This is a genomic window from Cystobacter fuscus, from assembly GCF_002305875.1.
In the GTDB taxonomy this organism is placed as follows: domain Bacteria; phylum Myxococcota; class Myxococcia; order Myxococcales; family Myxococcaceae; genus Cystobacter; species Cystobacter fuscus_A.
Window position 1 is genome coordinate 4,339,270 of the sequence record NZ_CP022098.1, and the last position, 20,186, is coordinate 4,359,455.

Here is a 20,186-nt window from a genome sequence, read left to right on the forward strand (position 1 = left end):
ACGAGGGAGACACCATGGCGCAGGTTCACCCCACGGCGGTGGTCCACCCGGATGCCCGCCTCCACGAGACCGTGGAGGTCGGTCCCTACTCCATCATTGGTGGCAAGGTGACGATTGGCGCGGGCTCGAAGGTGGGTGCCCACGTCGTCATCGACGGCCGCACCACGCTCGGCGAGCGCAACCGCATCTCTCCCTTCGCCTCCGTGGGGGGCGTGCCGCAGGATCTCAAGTACGCGGGCGAGGACACCCAGCTCATCATCGGCAACGGCAACCAGATCCGTGAGTCCGCCACGCTCAACATCGGCACGGTGGGCGGGGGTGGGGTGACGCGGGTGGGGGACAACAACATCTTCATGGCCTGCAGCCACGTGGCCCACGACTGCGTGGTGGGCAGTGGCTGCGTGGTCGCCAACAGCGTGGCGCTCGCCGGACACGTGGTGGTGGAGGACTTCGTCATCCTCGGCGGGTTGTCCGCGGTGCATCAGTTCACCCGGGTGGGCAAGCATGCCTTCATCTCGGGGGGCGCCATGGTGACCATGGACGTGCCGCCCTACTGCACGGCGCAGGGAGACCGGGCGGAGCTGTCCGGCCTGAACGTGATCGGCCTGCAGCGCCATGGCTTCAGCGAGGAGCAGGTGGCCCGTATCAAGGAGGCCTACCGGATCCTCTTCCGCTCGAAGCTGGGACTGGCGGAGGCGGTGGCCCGGCTGAAGTCGGAGCTGGGCGGCCAGGCGGAGATCGACTACCTGGTGGACTTCATCGCCCAGAGCAAGCGCGGCCTGACGCGCTGACGCCCACCTTGGAACGCATTGGCCTCATCGCGGGCAACGGCCGTCTGCCCTTCCTCTTCGCCAGCGCGGCCCGGGCCCAGGGCCTGGAGGTGGTGGCGGTCGCCCACCGGGGCGAGACGGATCCGGCGCTGGCCTCCGAGGTCGCCTCCCTGACGTGGGTGCGGCTGGGGCAGATGGACCGCATCCTGCGCGCCTTCCGCGACGCGGGCGTCACCCGGGCGGCGATGGCCGGGGGCATCGGCCGGGTGCGCGCCTTCACCGAGGCCCGGCCGGACCTGGGCGCGGTGCGCATCCTCTCGCGCCTGCGCAGCGTGCGCGATGACGCCTTGTTGCGCGCGGTGGCCGACTACTTCGAGTCCCACGGCGTCACCATCGTGGCGCCCACGGACTGGTTGGCACAGGCCCTCTGTCCCGCGGGGCACCTCGCCGGACCCGCCCTGAGCGCGGTCCAGGAAAAGGACGTGGCGCTGGGGCGCGAGGTGGCCACGCTGCTCGGACAGGCCGACGTGGGCCAGACGGTGGTGGTGCGCCAGGGCCACGTGCTGGCGCTCGAGGCGGTGGAAGGCACCGACGAGGCCATCCGCCGGGGCGCGAAGTACGGCGGTACGGGCGCCGTGGTGGTCAAGCGCTGCAAGCCCGGGCAGGACCTGCGCTTCGATCTGCCCGCCGTCGGCCCCCGCACCCTGGACGTCATGAAGGAAGTGGGTGCCACCGTGCTGGCGTTGGAGGTGGGGAAGACGGTGCTGCTGGACGCACCTGAGCTCTTCCGGAAGGCCGACACCGTGGGCATCTCCCTGGTGGGCGTGCCCTGAGGGGCTGGCTGGCCGCTCGCTCCCGGAGAGAGTCGGGGAGTGGATGGTCGCTCGTTTCGGGGTAGGGAATGTTCGAGCCCGAAGGATCTGTTACGAACATCACCGCCGCGAAGGAGCCGGATTCGCGTTGCACGGCACCCGGGTGCTCACCAGGGTGCCTTCCTCTCGAAGTCCCTCCGTCTTCCGCCGCGATGGCGGACGGTGCCGCCCCAAGGAGAACCCACGGATGAAGCGACTCGTGCTCCCCGCCCTGCTCGCCCTTGCCTCCCCTGGTTGCATGCACGCGCCCGCGCCCGCCCCCGCGGCCCCCGAAAACGAGGCGACCAAGTGCGAACTCGTCCAGACCCTGGTGCGCGAGCAGCTCCCGCAGCAGATCCTCTCCGGCCTGGAGGCCGACGGGCATGACGGGCCCACCCAGGTGCTCGTCTTCGTCCAGGACGCCGACGAGAACGTGCTCGAGCGCCTGTTCTCGGGAGAGCCCTCGTGTGGGGGTCCCAACTTCAAGGTGGTTCGGGAGATTACCCGCGAGGCGCTGGTGCTCTTCCTCCAGCGCCAGGGCGAGGGCTACGTCTATGACGCGCAGCGCGCGGGCCCCAACCGGATGTCGCTGGGCGGCAAGGCCAAGGGCGCGGTGATGAAGCGCTCGGGCGTCTGGGCGGCATCCAGCATCTGAGACACCGTGGGGTGCTCGCGCAGCAGATCCTTGCCGCCATCCGCGATGAACTGCACCGCGATGGCCGCGAGGATGAGCCCCATGACGCGCTCGAGGATGGCCACGCCGGACTGGCGCAGCACGCGCTGCACGAGGCTGGCGGCGCGCAGCACGAAGTAGCTCGTCACGAAGGTGATCAAGATGGCCAGCAGCACGGGCACGGCCGTCACGAGCCGATCCCCGCCGCGGGCCATGAGCACCACGGCGGTGGCGATGGCGCCGGGACCCGCCAGCAGCGGCATCGCCAGGGGGACCAGTGCCACGTCCTCCTTCACCATGCCTTCCTGGGTCTCGGACGGGGTGGTGCGCGTCTCGGAGGGGCGCGCCCGGAGCATGTCCAGCGCGGTGATGAGCAGCAGGATGCCGCCGGCCACCCGGAAGGCGCCCAGCGACACGCCGAACACCTTGAAGATGACGCCGCCAAAGAGGGCGAAGAAGAGCATCAGCGCGCACGCCACGATGCACGCGCGCCGCGCCGTGCTGCGGATCTTCTCCTCCGAGTCCCCCGCGGTCATCGAGAGGAAGATGGGCACCAGGCCCACCGGATCGACGACGAAGAGCATCGCGGGCAGCGCCACGATGAACAGCGAGAACTGTTCGGACATGCGCCCTCCTACACCGTGAGGCGCAGCTTCCACACCATCGTCAGCGCCTCGACGAAGATGCGCCGGCTCATCTTGGACTGCCCGACCCGGCGATCCTCGAAGACGATGGGCACTTCCTTCACCGTGAAGCCCCCCTTGAGGGCGCGGTAGGTGAGCTCGATCTGAAAGGCGTAGCCGGTGCTCTGCACGGCGTTCAGATCGATGGACTCGAGCACCCGGCGGTGGAAGCACTTGAAGCCGCCGGTGAGATCTCGGATGTCCACCCCGAGGATGCTCCGCGCGTAGAGCGAACCGCCCTGGCTGATGAGCTGCCGGCCCACGCCCCAGTTGATGGTGCCGCCGCCGTGCACGTAGCGCGAGCCCAGCACCAGGTCCACGCCGGACCGGGCCGTGTCCAGGATCATGGGCAGGTAGCGCGGATCGTGGCTGAAGTCCGCGTCCATCTCCAGGATGTACGTGTAGCCCCAGTCGAGCGCCTGCCGGAAGGCATGGAGGTAGGCGCGCCCCAGTCCCTGCTTCTTCTCGCGGTGGAGCACGCGGATGCGCGGCTCCTTCGCCGCCAGCTCGTCGGCCAGCTTCCCCGTGCCATCCGGGGAGTTGTCGTCGACGACGAGGATGTCCACCCGCGGCTCGGCCGCCAACACCGCGCGGGTGATGGGCTCGAGATTATCCCGCTCGTTGTAGGTAGGGATGCAGACCAGCGCTGGATTCATCGCTCGGCGGGACATAGCAGAGCGCTCGGGCGCGCTCCTAGACTTTCGCCGCGGGCAGCAACTCCAGCACCGACTCGGCGGCGCGCTCGGCGGCCCCGGACTCACCCAGGCGCGTGCGCACCTCTTCCAGCCCCCGGAGCATCTCGTCGCGCGGCGCGCCCGGCACCCACAGGCGGCGGATCTCCCCGGCGATGCGCTCGGGCGTCATGTCTCCCTGGAGCAGCTCGGGCACCACCCGGCGGTTGGCCAGCAGGTTGACGAGCGCCACGTGTGCCACCTTCAGCATCATCCGGCCCACGAGGTAGGTGAGCAGCGACACGCGGTAGACCACCACCAGGGGCCGCTGCATCAGTCCCGCCTCCAGCGCCGCCGTTCCCGAGGCGACAATGGCCGCGTCGCTGGCGCCCACCACCTCGGGGGCCCGGCCCTCCACGAGGATGGGTTGCACGCCGCTGCCCTCGAAGCGCGAGAGGATCTCCTCGCGGGCGATCGTGGGCGCCACGGGGACCACCACCTGGAGGCCGGGACGCTCGGCGGCCAGTGTCCTCGCCGCGCCCACCAGGGTGGGGAGGATGCGGCGGATCTCGCTCATGCGGCTGCCGGGCAACAGCGCCAGGGTGGGGGCCTCGGAGGGGAGGCCGAGCTTCTGGCGGAAGGTGAGGGCACTGGCGGGGGCGGGCACCTGCTCCACCACGGGGCTGCCCACGTAGCGCGCGGCGACGCCGGCTTCCCGGTAGAAGTCCTCCTCGAAGGGGAGGATGCAGAGCATGCGGTCCACGAGCCGGGCGATCGTCTTCACCCGGCCCCGGCGCCAGGCCCAGATCATCGGCGACACGTAGTAGGCCACCGGGATGCCCAGCTTCTTGAGCCGCGCGGCGAGCCGGAGGTTGAAGTCGGGGATGTCCACGAGGATGGCGCAGGCGGGGCGGCGCTCGGCGGCGGCCCGCGCCAGGCCCCTCATCACCTGGAGGATGCGCGGAATCTTGGGCAGCACCTCGGTGATGCCCATGACGTTGACTTCATGGGCGCCGTAGAGCAGCTCCACGCCCTGGGCGGCGAGGCGCGAGCCTCCCATGCCGAAGAAGGACAGGTCCGGGCGGCGCGCGCGCAGGGCGGCGACGAGTTCGGAGGCGTGGGCGTCACCGGACGCCTCGCCGGCCACGACGAGAATCTGGGGGGCGGAGGACAAGGGGCGCGCATCCTACCCGATGCGCCAGACCCGGCCAGGGTGTGCTTGCTTCCGTGGGGGGCGGCCGAGCAGTCCGTTGGCGGTGGAACGGGTGGACGGCGGGGGCGAGAGCAGCCTGCTGCGGCGCGGGCCGAGTGTGTACACTGGCGGGCCCGTGAAGAAGCTTCTGCTGGTCGAGAACCATCCCCCCACCCGTGAGCATCTCACCGGGGTCCTGTCTCAAGCCGGCTATTCCGTGAGGGCCGTGGGCGAGCCCGGCTCGGCGATGGAGCATTTCGTCGCCGACAATCCCTCACTGGTGGTGATGTCCGTGGACGTGCCGCGACTGGATGGCGCGCACGTGGGCCACCTCATCCGCAGCTACAGCCTGGGGGCGCGCGTGCCCATCGTGGCCATCGACAAGGGCCATCTGGGCCGGGCCCGCGGCGTGGCCTCCCTGGTGGACCTGAAGGTGAACGCCTACGTGGCCGACCCGCTCAAGCCTGGTGAGCTGGTGGGCAAGCTCCAGGCGCTGGCGACCGCCATGGAGCAGAACGCCACCCCGCTCAAGGGCGTGCTGGGGATGCTGGTGCGCCCGGCGGTGCTCAGTGGGGATCTCAAGGGGTTTCCCCTGCCGGCGATGCTGGTGTCGCTCTACCGCCTGCGCCGCGATGGCGTGCTGGTGGTGGCGCACCGGGATCTGACGCGGCGGGTCTTCTTCGCCCAGGGCAGCGCGGTGAACTACGACTCCAGCGCGCGGCAGGACGCGCTGCCCAGCTACCTGCTGCAGCGCCAGGTGCTGACCGAGGCGCAGGCGGAGCGGGTGGTGCAGGCGCTGGGCTCGGGCCTGCGCATTGGCGCGGCGCTCAACGAGGCCGGGGTGGAGGCCGCGGGCGAGGAGCTGTTGCAGCTCTTGCGCGAGTACACGATGGACCGGGTCGCCCAGGTCATCGGCATGCGCGAGGGGCGCTACGCCTTCTATCCCGGCGATGACTTCCAGAGCGAGGTGGCCACGGTGGAGACGCCCGCGCTGGCGCCCATCCTGGACGGAGCGCGCCGGGCCATGCCGCTCAAGACGCTGGCCGCGCCCCTGCGCGCGCACCAGTCGGAGTTTCCCGTGCGCACGCCCGACTTCGGCAGGGATCTGGGCGCGCTGGGGCTGAACACGGAGGACCTGAAGATCGCCATGCAGATGAACGGGCGCATCCCGCTGAGGGATCTGCTCGCGCATGGGCGGGGCGACTTGCGGCGGGGCTACTCGCTGTTGTGGTTCCTGCGGCTGGTGGGCGGGGTGGACTTCTCGCCCACGCCCGTGGCCCAGGGGCCCGGCGAGGTGATGGTGGTGCCGGACGTCATCGCCCCACGCAAGCGCAAGCCGCTGCCGGCGGACGTGGCGGCCAACCTGCGCGAGGGCGCGGTGCGCATCATCACCGGCAGCTACTTCCGCTGTCTGGGGCTGGAGATCGCCGCGGACAGCGAGGCGGTGGAGCGCTCCTATCACGAGCTCGCCATGCGCTTTCACCCGGACAGCTACGCCGAGTACGACACCTCGGAGATGAAGGACCTGCTGGACTCGGTGCAGGAGAAGCTGTCGGCGGCGTACCGGGTGCTGTCGGTGCCGGACAAGCGCAAGGCGTACCTGCAGTACCTCGTGTCCCGCATGGACGTGGGCCGCTCCACCACGGTGAACGTGGACGCCGAGCTGATGCTGCGGCGGGGAGAAGCGGCGCTCAAGCGCAAGCAGTACCGCTCGGCGCTCATCCAGTTCGAGGAGGCGGTGGGGCTCAACCCCCAGGAGCCCGAGTACTACTCGTACCTGGCGTGGGCCACCTTCCTGGCGGGCACGGGGCCCAAGGAGGACCGCGCCCGGGCCGCGCAGAAGGTGCTGCGCAAGGCGCTCACGCTCAATCCGTACCTCGAGCGGGCCCTCATCATCTCGGCCATCATCGACAGTGAGATGAACGATGCGTCGGGCGCGCGCAAGAAGCTGCTCAAGGTGCTCGAACTCAACCCCAACTCCCAGCTCGCGAAGGCCGCGCTGCGCAAAGTAGGCCGGTGATGCACAAGTCGTTGTGGCGGTTGTTGGGGTACGCCCGTCCTCATGCGGCGGTGCTGGGCGCGGCGTTCGTGTGCATGGCGGTGCTGGGACTGTGCACGGGGGCGTACGCGTACCTGCTGGGCCCCGCGCTGCGCTTCCTGTTGTCGGGTGGCGAGCGGGGCTTTGGCGGCGAGCAGTCCGTGCCGTGGCTGGCGGACCTGCCGCGCGAGGCCGCGCTCTGGGGCTTCCCCGTGGTGGTGGTGACCGTGGGGCTCATCAAGGGCGTGGCGTACCTGGGGCAGTTCTACTTCATGGGTCTCTTCGCCCAGAAGACGGTGGCGGACCTGCGGCGGGAGCTGTTCGTGCGCCTCACCTCGCTGTCGCCCGCGCAGCTCGCGCGCGAGCGGATGGGGGATCTGCTCAGCCGCTTCTCCGCGGACGTACAGGCGGTGGAGGCGGCGGCCATGTACACCGTGGGCTCCTACCTGCGCGACTCGTTGCAGATCGTGGTGCTCGCCGGGGTGGCGCTGTCGCTCAGTCCGCTGCTGGGTGGGTTGATGCTGTGCGTGCTTCCCCTGGCGGCGCTGCCGGCCTCGAGGCTGACGCGCAAGGCGCTGCGGGGCACGCGTGAGGGACAGTTGCAACTGGGGCACCTCGCGGGCCAGCTCCAGGAGGGACTGGGCGGCATGCGCACCATCCAGGCCTTCAACGGGCAGGCGGCGGAGCTGGAGCGCTTCTCGTCGCACGCGCGCTCGCATGAGGAGGCCATGGTGCGGGCCGCGTGGGCGCGGGGTGGAGTGCCGGGGGTGATGGAGGTGCTGGCGGCGGCGGCGCTCGCGGGCGCCCTGGCCTACGCGGCGGCCACGCATGCCATGGAGCCCGCGTCGCTCTTGTCGTTCCTCACGGCGGTGGTGCTCGTGTACCAGCCCGTGAAGGACCTGGGCCGGGTGACGCAGTTCGCGATGCAGGCGGGCGCGGCGGGCGAGCGGCTCTTCGCGCTGTTGGACTTGCGGCACCCGGTGGAGGACGCGCCCGGGGCCACCGAGGCGCCGGTCCTGGAGCACGGCCTCGTGTTGGAGGGCGTGGGCTTCTCCTATGGAGAGCGGCGGGCCTTGAATGGGCTGACGGTGGAGCTGCCCGTGGGACAGGTGGTGGCGCTGGTGGGGCCGAGCGGGGGCGGCAAGAGCACCATCACCCAGTTGCTGCTGCGCTTCGAGCGCCCGAGCGAGGGCCGGCTGCTGCTCGACGGGGTGGACGCGGACCGTTACACGGCGGAGAGCGTGCGGGCGAGGTTCGCGCTGGTGACGCAGGAGCCGCTGCTCTTCTCGGGGAGCGTGAGGGAGAACCTGTGCCTGGCGCGGCCGGACGCGACGCGCGAGGAGCTGGAGGCGGCGGCCCGGGTGGCCAACGCGCATGAGTTCATCCAGGCACTGCCCGAGGGCTATGACACGCGGGTGGGCGAGCGGGGCGCGAAGTTGAGCGGAGGGCAGCGGCAGCGGCTGTGCATCGCGCGGGCGGTGTTGTCGCGGGCGCCGGTGCTGGTGCTGGACGAGGCGACGAGCAGCCTGGATCCCGAGAGCGAGCGCGAGGTGCAGGCGGCGCTCGCGCGGGTGTTGCCGGGGCGCACGGCGCTGGTGATTGCCCATCGGCTGTCGACGGTGGTGAACGCGGATCGCATCTGCGTGGTGGAGGCGGGGCGGGTGGTGGAGCAGGGACGCCACGAGGAGTTGCTGGTGCGGGGAGGCCCCTACGCGGCGTTGTGGGCGTTGCAGGCGGGGGCCGAGCGGGGCGCGGCATGAAGCCCTCCGGTGCGTGGGTTTGGGTGGGCAAGGGGCTGCGGGCCCTGGTGGGCCTGGTGCTGCTCCTCTTGGGGTGGGCGGGGTTCTTCACGTTCGCGGCCTCGTATGCCGACTACCCGGTGGTGCCCCCGGCGCCCGAGGGCCCCCGGTGGCCGCGCGGCGCCTTCCATGTGCACACCACGCGCTCGGATGGGCGGGCGACGGAGGCGGAGGTGGCCGCGGCGGCGAAGGTGGCGGGCCTGCACTTCGTGGTGCTCACGGATCACAATGACTTCACCCCGCGCGAGCCCGTCTTCGTGGACGGGGTGTTGCTGGTCCAGGGAGTGGAGATCTCCACGGCCGCGGGGCACCTCGTGGCGTTCGGCCTCGAGCGCCCGCTGGAGGGGGTGCACAAGGGGATGGACGGGGGCGAGGCCCAGGCGGCGGTGGAGCGGGCCGGGGGCGTGAGTGTGCTCGCCCATCCGGTGCAGGCGCGCAATCCCTGGCGCCACGAGGGGGCCGCGCGGCGGGCCGAGGGCTTCGAGCTGTACTCGGCGGACACGTTCTTCCGGAGCGCGGTGCGCGACCCCTTCAGCCGGTTGTTGCCCGCGGTGGGTGCCTGGCTTGGCCAGCGCGTGCACGGGGTGATGCTGCTCGTCGAGCCGGACGAGGGGCCCGTGACGAAGCTCCTGGAGCTGGCGCGGGAGAAGCCGCGGCTGGCGCTGTGCGCGCACGATGCGCACGGCCTGCCGGGCTACGAGGAGGTCTTCCAGTCGCTGGCGATGTACCTGCCGCCCGGGGAAGACGGGGTTGCGCCCGTGCTGCCCGGGGACGCGCGCGCCGCCGCCGAGGTGGTGGTGAAGGGGCTCGCGAGTGGGCGGGCCCTCTGTGCGTTCCGGGCGCTGGGTGAACCGGAGGGCTTCGCCCTGGAGGGAGTGGACGCCGAGCACCGGGAGGCCCACGTGGGCGACGTGCTCACGGTGCGCCTGCCGCCGGGAGCCCGGGAGCACGTCCGCGTGGAGGTGCGAGGAGCGGGGCGGCTGCGACCGGACGGCGTGTCGGTGGAACTGGTGGAGGAGGGGGCGGTCCAGGTGGAGGCGTGGGTGGAAGCGCCAGGGCGATTCTTCGGGAGTCAGTGGCGGCCGTGGATCGTCCCGAGTCCCGTCCGGGTGCTGGCACGGAGCGTGGGGCGCTGAGATCTGCTAGAGGGACGCGGCCCGGCCTCCCATGCGCTTGCTCTACGTCCTCGCCAGCTACCTGCTCTTCGCCGTGTTGTTTCCCGTGCTGTCCTTGCACCGCAAGACACGCAACGGGTTGAGGCAGCGGCTTGGCTATTACGCGCCGGGGGATCTGCCGCCGCGCGGGACGGGACCGACGTTCTGGCTGCATGGGGCGAGCGCGGGAGATCTCCTGGCACTCTCGCCGATGTTCGCGCCGCTGCGGGCGCGCTTTCCGGGGTGCCGCATCGTGCTCTCCACGATGACGGACTCGGGTTTCATGATGGGGCGAGGGCGGTTGGCGAAGGAGGTGGACGCGGTGGTGTATGCGCCGTACGACCTGTGGGGCGCCACGCGGCGGGCGGTGCGCGCCATCCAGCCGGATCTACTGGTGCTCGAGTACACGGAGATCTGGCCCAACCTCATCCGCGCGGCGAAGCGGGCCGGGGTGAAGGTGACGCTGACGAACGGGCGTTTCTCCCCGGGGCAGCAGGGCAGGTACCGGCTGTTGTTCTCGCTGATTGGCAATCCGCTGCGGGACATGGCGCTGTTCCTGATGCGGGGCGAGGACGAGGCGGAGCGGGCACTGGCGCTGGGGGCGCCGGGCGAGCGGGTCTTCGTGACGGGGAACACCAAGTTCGATGCCCTGGCGGCGGTGGGCCCGGGGCAGGACGACGAGGCGCTGCGGGGCGCGCTGGGGCTGAAGGCGGGGGAGCGGGTGTGGATCGCCGGCAGTACCCACGAGGGTGAGGAGGAGCACCTGCTGGGGGTCTACCGCCGGCTGCTGGACGTGCACCCGGATCTCCGGCTGGTGATCGCGCCGAGGTACATCGACCGGGCGGGACGGATCGCCGCGCTGGCGAGGGACGCGGGGTTGAGCGTGGGGTTGCGCTCGAAGGGGAACGAGGAGGGAGGGCGGGTGGTGGTGCTGGACTCGATGGGCGAGCTGTCGCGGGCGTACCGGCTGGCGTCGTTGGTGTTCGTGGGCGGCTCGTTCACGACGCGCGGAGGGCAGAACATCCTGGAGCCGGCGGGACAGGGCAAGCCGGTGTTGTTCGGGCCGCACATGGAGAACTTCCAGGACAGCGTGCAGGTGCTGGTGGGGCGGGGAGGCATCCAGGTGAACGACGCGGAGCACCTGTACCGGGTGATGTCGGAGCTGCTGCAGAAGCCGGAGAACGTGACGTCGCTCGGGGTGTTGGCGAGGACGACGGTGCGGCAGGTGTCCGGGGCGAGCCAGCGCAACGTGGAGCACATGGTGCGGGTGTTGGCGCGATGAGGATCCTGCATCTGCTCGCGAGCCCCTACTGGAGCGGCCCGGCGGAGAACGTGGCGTTGCTGGCGCTGGCGCAGCGCGAGGCGGGGCACGAGGTGCGGGTGGCGGTGGACCGGCGGCGCGCGAAGGCGTCGTCGGAGGAACTGGCGGTGCCGCGCTTCGAGGCCTTGGGGCTGCTGGACGAGGGCGGGCTGGAGTTGTCGGTGAAGTCGCCGCCGTGGCGGATGGTGGGGGACGGGTGGAGGTTGAGGGGGCGGAGCGTGGAGGTGGTGCACGCGCACTTCACGCATGATCATCTGGTGGCGCGCTGGGGGCGGCCGCGGGGCGCGGTGTTGATCCGCTCGGTGCATGCGCCGAGGTCGTTGCGCGCCTCGCTGCCGGAGGCGGACGCGTACACGGTGCCCGCGTCCTCGCTGATCACCCGGCTGGTGGGCAGGCGCGTGCGGGTGTTGCCGCCGTTGGTGGACGGGATGTTCCGGCCCGAGGCGGATCGGGAGGCGCTCCGGCGGGAGTTGGGGCTCACGGGCTCGCCGCTCATCGGCATGGTGTCGACGTTCCAGGTGTCGCGCCGGCACGCGCTCGGGGTGGAGGCGTTCGCGAGGCTGCGGCGGGTGCGCGCGGAGGCCCGGTTGGTGCTGGTGGGGGATGGGGGCCTGGTGGAGACGGTGCGCGAGCAGGTGCGGGCGCTGGGGGTGGAGGAGGGGGTGACGTTCGCGGGCTATCGGCGGGGGGAGGCGTTCGCGCGCTGGCTGAAGGCGCTGGACGAGGTGTGGATATTGGGGTTGGGGAACGACTGGAGCGCGAGGGCGGCGGCGCAGGCGCGGGCCTGTGGGGTGCGCGTGGTGGCGGTGGCGGAGGGCAACCTGTTGGCGCTGGCGGACGCGCGGGTGGAGGAGCTGACGCCGGAGGCGGTGGTGGCGGCCTCGGAGTCGGGGGAGCGGGCGTTGGTGGAGCATCCGGGCAACGCGCGGATCGCCGCGGACGTGCTCGCGCTGTACGAGCAGGCGAGGGCGGGGCGGTGAGCGGCCCGACGGCGATCGAGCGGGTCTTCTATCCGGGGGCGCCGGAGCCGTGGAGGCGCCGGGCGATGCTCGCGCCGCTGGAGCTGTTGTCGTGGGGCTATGGAGCGGGCGTGCGGCTGCGCGGCGCGTTCTACGACGCGGGGTGGCTGCGAGGGGAGCGGGTGGAGGGCCTGCGGGTCATCTCGGTGGGCAACCTGAACGTGGGAGGGACGGGGAAGACGCCCGCGGTGCTCTACCTGACGGAGCTGTTGGTGCGGGAGGGCAGGCGCGTGGGCATCCTCACGCGCGGGTATGGGAGAGGCTCGAAGGAGCCGTTGAGCTTCACGGGGCGGGAGCGGCTGCCCTCGGTGGAGGAAGCGGGGGACGAGCCCTTGCTGTTGGCGCGCCGGTGTCCCGAGGCGCGGTTGCTGGTGGGAGCGGACCGGCGGGCGTTGGCGCGGCGGGCGAGGGACGAGTACGGGCTGGAGGTGGTGCTGTTGGACGATGGTTTCCAGCACCGGCGGTTGGAGAGGGACGAGGACGTGGTGGTGGTGGACGAGGCGGTGGGCTTCGGCAATGGACGGATGTTGCCGCGAGGGCCCTTGCGCGAGCCCCTGTCGTCCCTGAAGCGGGCCACGCTCGTGTGGGTGCGAGCGTCCTCGGTGCCGGTGGTGGACTGGCCGCCATTCACGGCGCCCCGGGTGCGGACGTGCTACCGGCCCACGGGTTGGGTGGACCCCGAGGGAGCGCTGCATCCACCCGGAGTGTTGGAGGGCAGGCCGGTCCTGGCGTTGGCGGGGTTGGCGAGGCCTGGTGGCTTCGTGCGGACGCTGGAGGAACTGGGTGTGGAGGTGAGGGGAACGGCCTTCTTCGCGGACCATCATCATTTCAGCGCGCGGGAACTCGAGGAAGTCAGGGACCGGGCGGTGCGGTTGGGGGCGCGGGTGGTGACGACGGAGAAGGACCGGGTGCGTCTGCCGGTGGACTTCGAGACCTGGGCGGTGAGACTGGGCGTGGAGGTACTGGAGGGTGAGGCGCATCTCCGCCGGGCCCTGGGGCTTACGTAGGAGAAGGTCGGCTTGTGGGCGGGGAGCCGGTGTGGGACAACGCGCCGCAATGGCCGCTGTCCTTCCCGCCCGAGCGATGTCCTCCCTGACCCAGTTGCCCCTGGCGTTCTCGCGCCGGAGGGTGCTGATGGTGGGGGATCTCGTCGCCGACCATTACATCTACGGCCAGACGGACCGGGTGAGCCGGGAGGCGCCGGTGCTGATCGTCCGCCACGAGTCCTCGGAGGTGAAGCTGGGGGGAGGGGCGAACGTGGCGGCGAACGTGCGAGCGCTGTCGGGGCAGGTGACGGCGGTGGGGGTGCTGGGCACGGACGAGATGGGCCGGGCGTTGCGCAAGCTGTGCGACGAGGCGGACATCCAGCTGAGTGTGGTGAGTGCGCGGGGCGTGGAGACGGAGACGAAGACGCGCATTCTTGCGGGCGGGGTGAGCACGACCCGGCAGCAGATGTTGAGGTTGGACCGGGGTCAGCGGGGGCCCTTGCCGCCGCGGTTGAGGCGGGCCCTGGTGAAGCGGGTGGAGGAAGCGGCGAAAGACGCGGACGCGGTGGTGGTGTCGGATTACGGCGCGGGGGTGGTGGGGGACGAGATGCGCGAGGCGCTGCGCGCACTGGCGGCGAATGGGATGCCGGTGTGCGTGGACAGCCGTTATAGCTTGTCGGCCTTCACCGGGGTGACGGTGTGCAAGCCGAACGAGCCGGAGTTGCAGTCCTTGGTGGGCCGTCCCTTGAGGACGGAGGCGGAGCTGCTGGAGGCGGGGCATGAGGTGGTGAAGCGGCTGCGCTGCCAGGCGTTGTTGGTGACGCGGGGCCGGCATGGCATGGCGCTCTTCGATGCGAAGGGGGGCGTGGACCTGGTGCCGGTGCATGGGGCGAGGGACGCGGTGGACGTGACGGGGGCGGGGGATACGGTGATCGCGGCGTTCTCGCTCGGGTTGGCGGCGGGTGGCGGCTTTGGGGATGCGGCGCGGCTGGCGAACGTGGCGGGAGCGCTGGCGGTGCAGAAGCTGGGCACGGCGACGGTGGCGCGCGACGAGTTGTTGGGAGAGCTGCGGGGGACGAGATGAGCACGCTGGAAAAGGTGCGGGGGCTCGCGGAGGTAGTGGAGCAGCGCGAGCGCTGGCGAGCGGAAGGCAAGACGGTGGCGCTGGCCAACGGTATTTTTGATCTGCTGCATGTGGGGCATGTGCGCTATCTGGAGGGAGCCCGGGCGCTCGCGGACCATCTGGTGGTGGCGGTGAACTCGGACGCGTCGACGAGGGCGTACAAGGGGCCGGGCCGGCCGCACATCCCGGAGGCGGAGCGGGCGGAATTGGTGGCGGCGCTGGCGTGTACGGATCGTGTGCTGGTATTCGACGAGCCCAACGTGCGGTCCATCATCCGGGTGTTGAAGCCGGACGTGCACGTGAAGGGGACGGACTACACGCCAGACAGCATTCCCGAGGCGGATGAGGTCCGCGCCTATGGGGGCCGGGTGGCGGTGGCGGGAGATCCCAAGAATCACAGCACGACGGAACTGGCCCGGCGATTGCGAATGGACCGAGGACCCGGATAGGGGACGCACATGATGCTTTTCGAGGAGTTGTTGAGGGTATTGGCATGCCCTCGTTGCAAGGAACCGCTTTCGCTCGATGAGGCGGGGTCGGCCTCATGCGAGGGCGGGGCGGAGACGTCCGGGACGGGGACGCTGAGCTGCTCGGGATGCGCGCTCGCCTATCCCATCCGGGACGGGGTGGCGGAGCTGCTCGCCGGCGAAGCGATCCGTGGGTGAAGTCAGGAGACTGAACTGCGGACCTGGAGCTCTTCGGCGAAGGAGCGGACCTCCTGGAAGACGCGGGCCTCGAGGTCCCCGCCGGAGTCGACGACGGGGGTGAGGTCCACCATGCGGTGGGGCGGGTAGGGGTGTCCCCAGCGCTCCATGTCCATGCGGAGGAAGAGGCCGAGGGTGGGGGCTCCGACGGCCACGGACAGGTGCATGGGCCCGGTGTTGTTGCAGAGGGTGAGCCCGGCGTCGCGCATGAGGGCGGCCAGCTCATCGATGTTGGTGGGAGGCGCGAGCTGGGCGCCCGGAGCGGCGGCGACCACGGAACGAGCGAGCTCCTCCTCGCCAGGACCCCAGGTGACGATGGGGGTTCGTCCGCAGGCGAGCAGGGCGCGAGCGCCGGCGGCGAAGGCCTCGGGAGGGATGCGGCGCCAGCCGAGCCGTCCGCCGGGGTTGACCACGGCGCGGGGCGAGCCGGCCCCGGCCTCGAGCCAGAGATGGAACTTCTCGCTGATGAGGGGGCGGCGGAAGGACATGCGCGCGGGCTGTTCTTCCCGGACGAAGGGGGAGAGCAGGTGCAGGCGCTGGAGCATCTCGCCGACGGTATCGGAGCGGGCCGGGATGGACAGCGAGTGCAGCAGGTGGACGGGCCATTGCCTGGGGCCGATGACGAGGGCGTGGGGCCCCACGAGCCGGGAGATGATGGCGGAGGTCACCGAGGGGCTGGACCAGTTGGCGCAGTCGACGACGACGTCATAGCGCTCGCGGCGCAGGGCGCGGATGCCGGGGGCGAGGGCGCCGAGCCACAGCAGGCGCCGGTTGAAGGCGATGACGCGGTCGGCCTCGGGGTGGCCGGCGAGGACGCGAGCGACCTTGGAGTGGGCGAGGACGTGGACCTCGGGGGGGCGCGAGGTGGCTTTGAGGGCGCGGATGAGGGGGGTGGTGAGGAGGGCCTCCCCGACGCGGTTGTCGATGCGGACCAGGAGGACGCGTCGGGGGGAGGGGAGGGACTGCCCTGCCTGCCGGCGTCGGCCGGGGCGCCACAGGAGGGCGGATGCCACGAGAGCGAGTGCCAGCTTCGCCCAGAACTCGAGCCGCTTGTGCCAGACCATCGGGGCGCGGACCATAGCAGAGCGGGAGCGTGCGGGTGGCTTGACCTGATGGCCGGAAGCGCCTAGCAAGCCGCCAATGTTGAAGAGCATGACCGGATTTGGCGCGGGGCGCGCACGTGTGGGCGACGAGGAGTTCTCCGTCGAGGTGCGTTCGCTCAACCACAAGTTCTGCGAGGTGAAGGCGCGGCTGCCGCGGGAGCTGGCGGCGCTGGAGCCGGTGCTGGTGAAGCAGGTGAAGGACCGCCTGGCGCGAGGCGCGGTGGATGTCTTCATCAAGCGGCACACGGCGACGGCGGCGGGCACGGTGCCCGTGGTGGATGTGGGGCTCGCGCGGGAGTGGGCGCGCGCCCTGCGTGAGGTGGGCGAGGCCCTGGGGGAACTGGCGGAGGTGTCCTGGTCGGTGGTGGCCAGCCAACCCGGGGTGGTGCGGTTGGAAGAGCGCGGCATGAACGTGGAGTCGGCGACGCAGGCCGTGTCCGGGGCGCTGGAGCAGGCGCTGACGGCCTTGGAGCAGATGCGCCAGATCGAGGGGGAGGCCATCCGGGTCGACCTGGAGACGCGGCTTGGGCTCATCGAGCGCTGGAGCCGGGAGGTGGCCGGACTGGCCCCGCGTTCCGTGGAGGAGTACCGGCAGCGGCTGACCGAGCGGGTGGCGGAGCTGGCGCGGGGCATCTCGGTGGACGAGCAGCGGCTTGCCCAGGAGGTGGCCCTGTTCGCGGAACGCAGCGACATCGCCGAGGAGATGACGCGGCTGGCGAGTCACCTGGAGCAGTTCCGCCAGCTCATGGGGGCGGGAGAGCCGTCGGGCCGCCGGATGGACTTCCTCGTGCAGGAGATGCACCGCGAGGTAAACACCACGGGTTCCAAGAGCCAGCACGCGGAAATCTCCGCGCGTGTGGTGTCGATGAAGGCAGAAGTCGAGCGCATCCGCGAACAGGTCCAGAACGTCGAATGAACGAGCCCACTGTTTTGCAGCCTGGTCTATTGGTGGTCCTCTCCGCGCCCTCGGGAACGGGGAAGACGACATTGGCGCGTCACCTGCTGGCCGAGGTGCCCAACGCCCTCTTCTCCGTCAGCGTCACGACCCGGCAACCGCGAGGACGGGAGCAGGATGGAGTGGACTACCACTTCGTGGACGTCGCCGCGTTCCAGGAGCGGATCGAGCGGGGTGAGTTCGTGGAGTGGGCCGAGGTGTACGGTCACTTCTATGGAAGTCCGCAGTCGGTGGTGGATGAGGCCCGGGCCCGGCGGGGGATGGCCATCTTCGACATCGACGTTCAGGGCGGGCTGGCGATCAAGCGCAAGCATCCCGATACGGTCTGCATCTTCGTGGTGCCGCCCTCGTTGGAGGAGCTGGAGCGGCGGTTGCGCGAGCGTGGGACCGACGCCGAGGACACCATTCGTCGTCGGATGTTGGCGGCCCGCTCGGAGATCGAGCGAGGTGTCTCCTCCTACGACTACATCATCGTGAACGACAACTTCGATCGGGCTTATGGAGATCTCCACTCGGTGGTGATTGCCGAGCGCTGCCGACAGGGCAGGGTGGATCTCTCCAAGCTCCGGCTGGAGCGCTCCGGGTCTTGAGCTGCTCCTCCGATGGACTGCTTGAATCAGCAAGTTCCTCGGGGGGATTCGTGCTTGGAGATCACACGAAACAGCACGGGGGGAAAAGAGCTTGCGTTGGCGGATCGCTTGGTGGATAAGGCCCCTCACCTCGCGGGCAAGTGTCACGCAAGTGACAGTTGAGCGGAGGGGACGTACTCGTTACTTGGCTGGGACACGCGAGTGATGAGCGAGAACGGCGGCTCGGTTGAAAGAGCTGTTGACTCTCGGCAGGGCGAGGCGATAGAAGCCGCGCCCCCTCGGACGGGAAGGCGAAACCGCACTGGCGGTGGGACCTCCGGACGAGCGCAGCAGAGAGAGACGAAATAAAAAGTCGACGCAGTGAGGTTGACTCGAAACGCGGTGGTGGTAGAAGCCGCCTCCCTCGAAGCCGAAGAAGTCGCGCAAGCGACAAAAGACGGCGGGCGGGAAAAAACGAGTCGACGAAGCGAGTTGACACGACGGGCGGAACGGCAGTAGGTTCCGCGCCCCACGAAAGAGAAAAGCAGCTCTCCTTCGCGGTGAACCGGAAAAGCGAAGCGGCAACGGCCGCTTGACAGCCGAAACGGTTCAGAATAAAAGGGCCGCCCCGCTGAAGCAAAGCGGTGAAGGCAGGCAGGACAGTAGCACAGCGGGACAGCCGGTACAAGCGGCTCGGTCTTTGAAAACCAGATAGCAAACCCAAAGAAGACAGATTGCGGAAACCGCAGTCAATTCTTGAGACGGGTTCCGCGGCGAGTCGGCGTGAGTCGATTGGCAGGAACCCCGATGAACACAGCGAAGTCAGGTGTCCCCTTAGCCGGGCCCTGGCCAAGCCGGTTCAACCCTTCAAAAAATTCAATTGGAGAGTTTGATCCTGGCTCAGAACGAACGCTGGCGGCGTGCCTAACACATGCAAGTCGAGCGCGAATGGAGCAATCCTAGTAGAGCGGCGCACGGGTGCGTAACACGTGGATAATCTGCCTGGGTGTCTGGGATAACCAGTCGAAAGATTGGCTAATACCGGATAAGCCCCCGGGAGCTTCGGCTCTTGAGGGAAAAGGTGGCCTCTGTATACAAGCTATCACATCCAGATGAGTCCGCGGCCCATCAGCTAGTTGGCGGGGTAATGGCCCACCAAGGCGACGACGGGTAGCTGGTCTGAGAGGACGATCAGCCACACTGGAACTGAGACACGGTCCAGACTCCTACGGGAGGCAGCAGTGGGGAATTTTGCGCAATGGGCGAAAGCCTGACGCAGCAACGCCGCGTGTGTGATGAAGGTCTTTGGATTGTAAAGCACTTTCGACCGGGACGAAAACCCCTGGGCTAATACTCCAGGGCTTGACGGTACCGGGAGAAGAAGCACCGGCTAACTCTGTGCCAGCAGCCGCGGTAATACAGAGGGTGCAAGCGTTGTTCGGAATTATTGGGCGTAAAGCGCGTGTAGGCGGCTTTGCAAGTCGGATGTGAAAGCCCTCGGCTCAACCGAGGAAGTGCGTTCGAAACTGCAGAGCTTGAGTACCGGAGAGGGTGGCGGAATTCCCCAAGTAGAGGTGAAATTCGTAGATATGGGGAGGAACACCGGTGGCGAAGGCGGCCACCTGGACGGTCACTGACGCTGAGACGCGAAAGCGTGGGTAGCAAACAGGATTAGATACCCTGGTAGTCCACGCCGTAAACGATGAGAACTAGGTGTCGTGGGTGTTGACCCCCGCGGTGCCGTAGCTAACGCATTAAGTTCTCCGCCTGGGAAGTACGGTCGCAAGACTAAAACTCAAAGGAATTGACGGGGGCCCGCACAAGCGGTGGAGCATGTGGTTTAATTCGACGCAACGCGCAGAACCTTACCTGGTCTTGACATCCTCGGAAGGCCTCAGAGATGAGGCGGTGCCCGCAAGGGAACCGAGAGACAGGTGCTGCATGGCTGTCGTCAGCTCGTGTCGTGAGATGTTGGGTTAAGTCCCGCAACGAGCGCAACCCTCGCCTTTAGTTGCCGCGCAAGCGGATCTCTAGAGGGACTGCCGGTGTTAAACCGGAGGAAGGTGGGGATGACGTCAAGTCCTCATGGCCTTTATGACCAGGGCTACACACGTGCTACAATGGCCGGTACAAAGCGTTGCCAACTCGCGAGAGGGAGCTAATCGCATAAAACCGGTCTCAGTTCAGATTGGAGTCTGCAACTCGACTCCATGAAGGCGGAATCGCTAGTAATCGCGGATCAGCACGCCGCGGTGAATACGTTCCCGGGCCTTGTACACACCGCCCGTCACACCATGGGAGTCGATTGCTCCAGAAGTCATCTCACCAAGAGGTGCCCAAGGAGTGGTCGGTAACTGGGGTGAAGTCGTAACAAGGTAGCCGTAGGGGAACCTGCGGCTGGATCACCTCCTTTCTAAGGAGACCGGGTACACGGTGAGCGCTTCGGCGCCACAGGGTGTACCAGCGACGCAAGTCGCGTAAGGTCAACCAGGTCAACGTTTCTGCAACTGTCGAGGGTTTGCTGTCTGGTTTTGAGAGGCCGAGCGAAGAGGCTCGGTTCTTTGAAAGAGACGGT

At 69.2% G+C, this 20,186-nt stretch carries 17 protein-coding genes, 1 rRNA gene and 1 pseudogene; 15 read left to right on the forward strand and 4 right to left on the reverse strand.

Going from position 1 to position 20,186, the window contains the following annotated elements; all coding sequences use genetic code 11:
• The first annotated feature begins 14 nt into the window (after positions 1–14).
• From lpxA to CYFUS_RS17865, 3 genes are all read left to right on the forward strand, one after another.
• Positions 15–791, forward strand: coding sequence for an acyl-ACP--UDP-N-acetylglucosamine O-acyltransferase (lpxA, locus tag CYFUS_RS17855; protein WP_095986322.1), 777 nt, complete (start codon positions 15–17; stop codon positions 789–791).
• An 8-nt stretch (positions 792–799) separates the two neighbouring features.
• Positions 800–1,603, forward strand: a complete 804-nt coding sequence (locus CYFUS_RS17860; RefSeq protein ID WP_095986323.1) for an LpxI family protein — start codon at positions 800–802, stop codon at positions 1,601–1,603.
• Positions 1,604–1,829: 226 nt separating this feature from the next.
• Entirely contained in the window at positions 1,830–2,276 is a 447-nt protein-coding gene (locus CYFUS_RS17865; protein WP_095986324.1) for a hypothetical protein, read from the forward strand.
• A gap of 17 nt (positions 2,277–2,293) precedes the next feature.
• On the opposite strand, the pseudogene CYFUS_RS17870 reads toward CYFUS_RS17865, so the two are convergent.
• From CYFUS_RS17870 to lpxB, 3 genes and pseudogenes are all read right to left on the reverse strand, one after another.
• Positions 2,294–2,920, reverse strand: a pseudogene (locus CYFUS_RS17870) (MarC family protein); the annotation flags it as partial.
• A gap of 8 nt (positions 2,921–2,928) precedes the next feature.
• Positions 2,929–3,633, reverse strand: a complete 705-nt coding sequence (locus tag CYFUS_RS17875; protein ID WP_095986326.1) for a polyprenol monophosphomannose synthase — start codon at positions 3,631–3,633, stop codon at positions 2,929–2,931.
• A gap of 37 nt (positions 3,634–3,670) precedes the next feature.
• The gene (gene lpxB, locus CYFUS_RS17880) at positions 3,671–4,822 is read right to left on the reverse strand and encodes a lipid-A-disaccharide synthase (protein WP_095986327.1); all 1,152 of its coding nucleotides are present in this window, start codon (positions 4,820–4,822) and stop codon (positions 3,671–3,673) included.
• Positions 4,823–4,976: 154 nt separating this feature from the next.
• On the opposite strand from lpxB, the gene CYFUS_RS17885 reads away from it, so the two are divergent.
• From CYFUS_RS17885 to CYFUS_RS54555, 9 genes are all read left to right on the forward strand, one after another.
• Positions 4,977–6,860, forward strand: coding sequence for a DUF4388 domain-containing protein (locus CYFUS_RS17885; protein ID WP_095992081.1), 1,884 nt, complete (start codon positions 4,977–4,979; stop codon positions 6,858–6,860).
• The gene (locus tag CYFUS_RS17890; protein WP_095986328.1) at positions 6,860–8,638 is read left to right on the forward strand and encodes an ABC transporter ATP-binding protein; all 1,779 of its coding nucleotides are present in this window, start codon (positions 6,860–6,862) and stop codon (positions 8,636–8,638) included. Before CYFUS_RS17885 ends, CYFUS_RS17890 begins: the two co-directional genes overlap by 1 nt.
• Positions 8,635–9,813 (forward strand): PHP domain-containing protein, encoded by a 1,179-nt coding sequence (locus CYFUS_RS17895; protein ID WP_095992082.1) that lies wholly within the window; start codon positions 8,635–8,637, stop codon positions 9,811–9,813. Before CYFUS_RS17890 ends, CYFUS_RS17895 begins: the two co-directional genes overlap by 4 nt.
• Positions 9,814–9,844: 31 nt before the next feature.
• Positions 9,845–11,113: a 3-deoxy-D-manno-octulosonic acid transferase gene (locus CYFUS_RS17900; protein ID WP_095986329.1), complete on the forward strand. Its 1,269-nt coding sequence runs from the start codon at positions 9,845–9,847 to the stop codon at positions 11,111–11,113.
• On the forward strand, positions 11,110–12,132 hold the full coding sequence (locus tag CYFUS_RS17905; RefSeq protein WP_095986330.1) for a glycosyltransferase: 1,023 nt from the start codon (positions 11,110–11,112) through the stop codon (positions 12,130–12,132). Before CYFUS_RS17900 ends, CYFUS_RS17905 begins: the two co-directional genes overlap by 4 nt.
• Before the next feature lie 65 nt (positions 12,133–12,197).
• Complete coding sequence (gene lpxK / locus CYFUS_RS17910; RefSeq protein ID WP_232537806.1) at positions 12,198–13,178, forward strand: tetraacyldisaccharide 4'-kinase; 981 nt, start codon at positions 12,198–12,200, stop codon at positions 13,176–13,178.
• 76 nt (positions 13,179–13,254) lie between these two features.
• Positions 13,255–14,241 (forward strand): bifunctional heptose 7-phosphate kinase/heptose 1-phosphate adenyltransferase, encoded by a 987-nt coding sequence (locus tag CYFUS_RS17915; protein WP_095986332.1) that lies wholly within the window; start codon positions 13,255–13,257, stop codon positions 14,239–14,241.
• Entirely contained in the window at positions 14,238–14,729 is a 492-nt protein-coding gene (locus tag CYFUS_RS17920) for an adenylyltransferase/cytidyltransferase family protein (protein ID WP_095986333.1), read from the forward strand. The genes CYFUS_RS17915 and CYFUS_RS17920 overlap by 4 nt, the downstream gene beginning before the upstream one ends.
• A gap of 12 nt (positions 14,730–14,741) precedes the next feature.
• Positions 14,742–14,945, forward strand: a complete 204-nt coding sequence (locus CYFUS_RS54555) for a Trm112 family protein (RefSeq protein WP_420042706.1) — start codon at positions 14,742–14,744, stop codon at positions 14,943–14,945.
• 2 nt (positions 14,946–14,947) lie between these two features.
• On the opposite strand, the gene CYFUS_RS17930 is transcribed toward CYFUS_RS54555, so the two are convergent.
• Positions 14,948–16,048 (reverse strand): glycosyltransferase family 9 protein, encoded by a 1,101-nt coding sequence (locus CYFUS_RS17930; protein ID WP_095992083.1) that lies wholly within the window; start codon positions 16,046–16,048, stop codon positions 14,948–14,950.
• A gap of 76 nt (positions 16,049–16,124) precedes the next feature.
• On the opposite strand from CYFUS_RS17930, the gene CYFUS_RS17935 reads away from it, so the two are divergent.
• From CYFUS_RS17935 to CYFUS_RS17945, 3 genes are all read left to right on the forward strand, one after another.
• Entirely contained in the window at positions 16,125–17,003 is an 879-nt protein-coding gene (locus CYFUS_RS17935) for a YicC/YloC family endoribonuclease (protein WP_095986335.1), read from the forward strand.
• Positions 17,000–17,632 carry a guanylate kinase gene (gene gmk / locus CYFUS_RS17940; RefSeq protein WP_095986336.1) on the forward strand — a complete coding sequence of 211 codons (633 nt, stop codon included), beginning with the start codon at positions 17,000–17,002 and terminating at the stop codon, positions 17,630–17,632. Before CYFUS_RS17935 ends, gmk begins: the two co-directional genes overlap by 4 nt.
• 856 nt (positions 17,633–18,488) lie before the next feature.
• Positions 18,489–20,024, forward strand: a 16S ribosomal RNA gene (locus tag CYFUS_RS17945).
• The last annotated feature ends 162 nt before the right edge of the window (positions 20,025–20,186 follow it).

Bases quoted from the DNA above. Each gene is read 5' to 3' on its own strand.
- CYFUS_RS17900 (WP_095986329.1), top strand. From the start codon at position 9,845: ATGCGCTTGCTCTACGTCCTCGCCAGCTACCTGCTCTTCGCCGTGTTG.
- gmk (WP_095986336.1), top strand. From the start codon at position 17,000: ATGAACGAGCCCACTGTTTTGCAGCCTGGTCTATTGGTGGTCCTCTCC.
- lpxK (WP_232537806.1), top strand. From the start codon at position 12,198: ATGCTCGCGCCGCTGGAGCTGTTGTCGTGGGGCTATGGAGCGGGCGTG.
- CYFUS_RS17875 (WP_095986326.1), bottom strand. From the start codon at position 3,633: ATGAATCCAGCGCTGGTCTGCATCCCTACCTACAACGAGCGGGATAAT.
- lpxA (WP_095986322.1), top strand. From the start codon at position 15: ATGGCGCAGGTTCACCCCACGGCGGTGGTCCACCCGGATGCCCGCCTC.
- CYFUS_RS17895 (WP_095992082.1), top strand. From the start codon at position 8,635: ATGAAGCCCTCCGGTGCGTGGGTTTGGGTGGGCAAGGGGCTGCGGGCC.
- CYFUS_RS54555 (WP_420042706.1), top strand. From the start codon at position 14,742: ATGCTTTTCGAGGAGTTGTTGAGGGTATTGGCATGCCCTCGTTGCAAG.
- CYFUS_RS17915 (WP_095986332.1), top strand. From the start codon at position 13,255: ATGTCCTCCCTGACCCAGTTGCCCCTGGCGTTCTCGCGCCGGAGGGTG.
- CYFUS_RS17905 (WP_095986330.1), top strand. From the start codon at position 11,110: ATGAGGATCCTGCATCTGCTCGCGAGCCCCTACTGGAGCGGCCCGGCG.
- CYFUS_RS17920 (WP_095986333.1), top strand. From the start codon at position 14,238: ATGAGCACGCTGGAAAAGGTGCGGGGGCTCGCGGAGGTAGTGGAGCAG.
- CYFUS_RS17890 (WP_095986328.1), top strand. From the start codon at position 6,860: ATGCACAAGTCGTTGTGGCGGTTGTTGGGGTACGCCCGTCCTCATGCG.
- CYFUS_RS17930 (WP_095992083.1), bottom strand. From the start codon at position 16,048: ATGGTCTGGCACAAGCGGCTCGAGTTCTGGGCGAAGCTGGCACTCGCT.
- CYFUS_RS17935 (WP_095986335.1), top strand. From the start codon at position 16,125: ATGTTGAAGAGCATGACCGGATTTGGCGCGGGGCGCGCACGTGTGGGC.
- CYFUS_RS17865 (WP_095986324.1), top strand. From the start codon at position 1,830: ATGAAGCGACTCGTGCTCCCCGCCCTGCTCGCCCTTGCCTCCCCTGGT.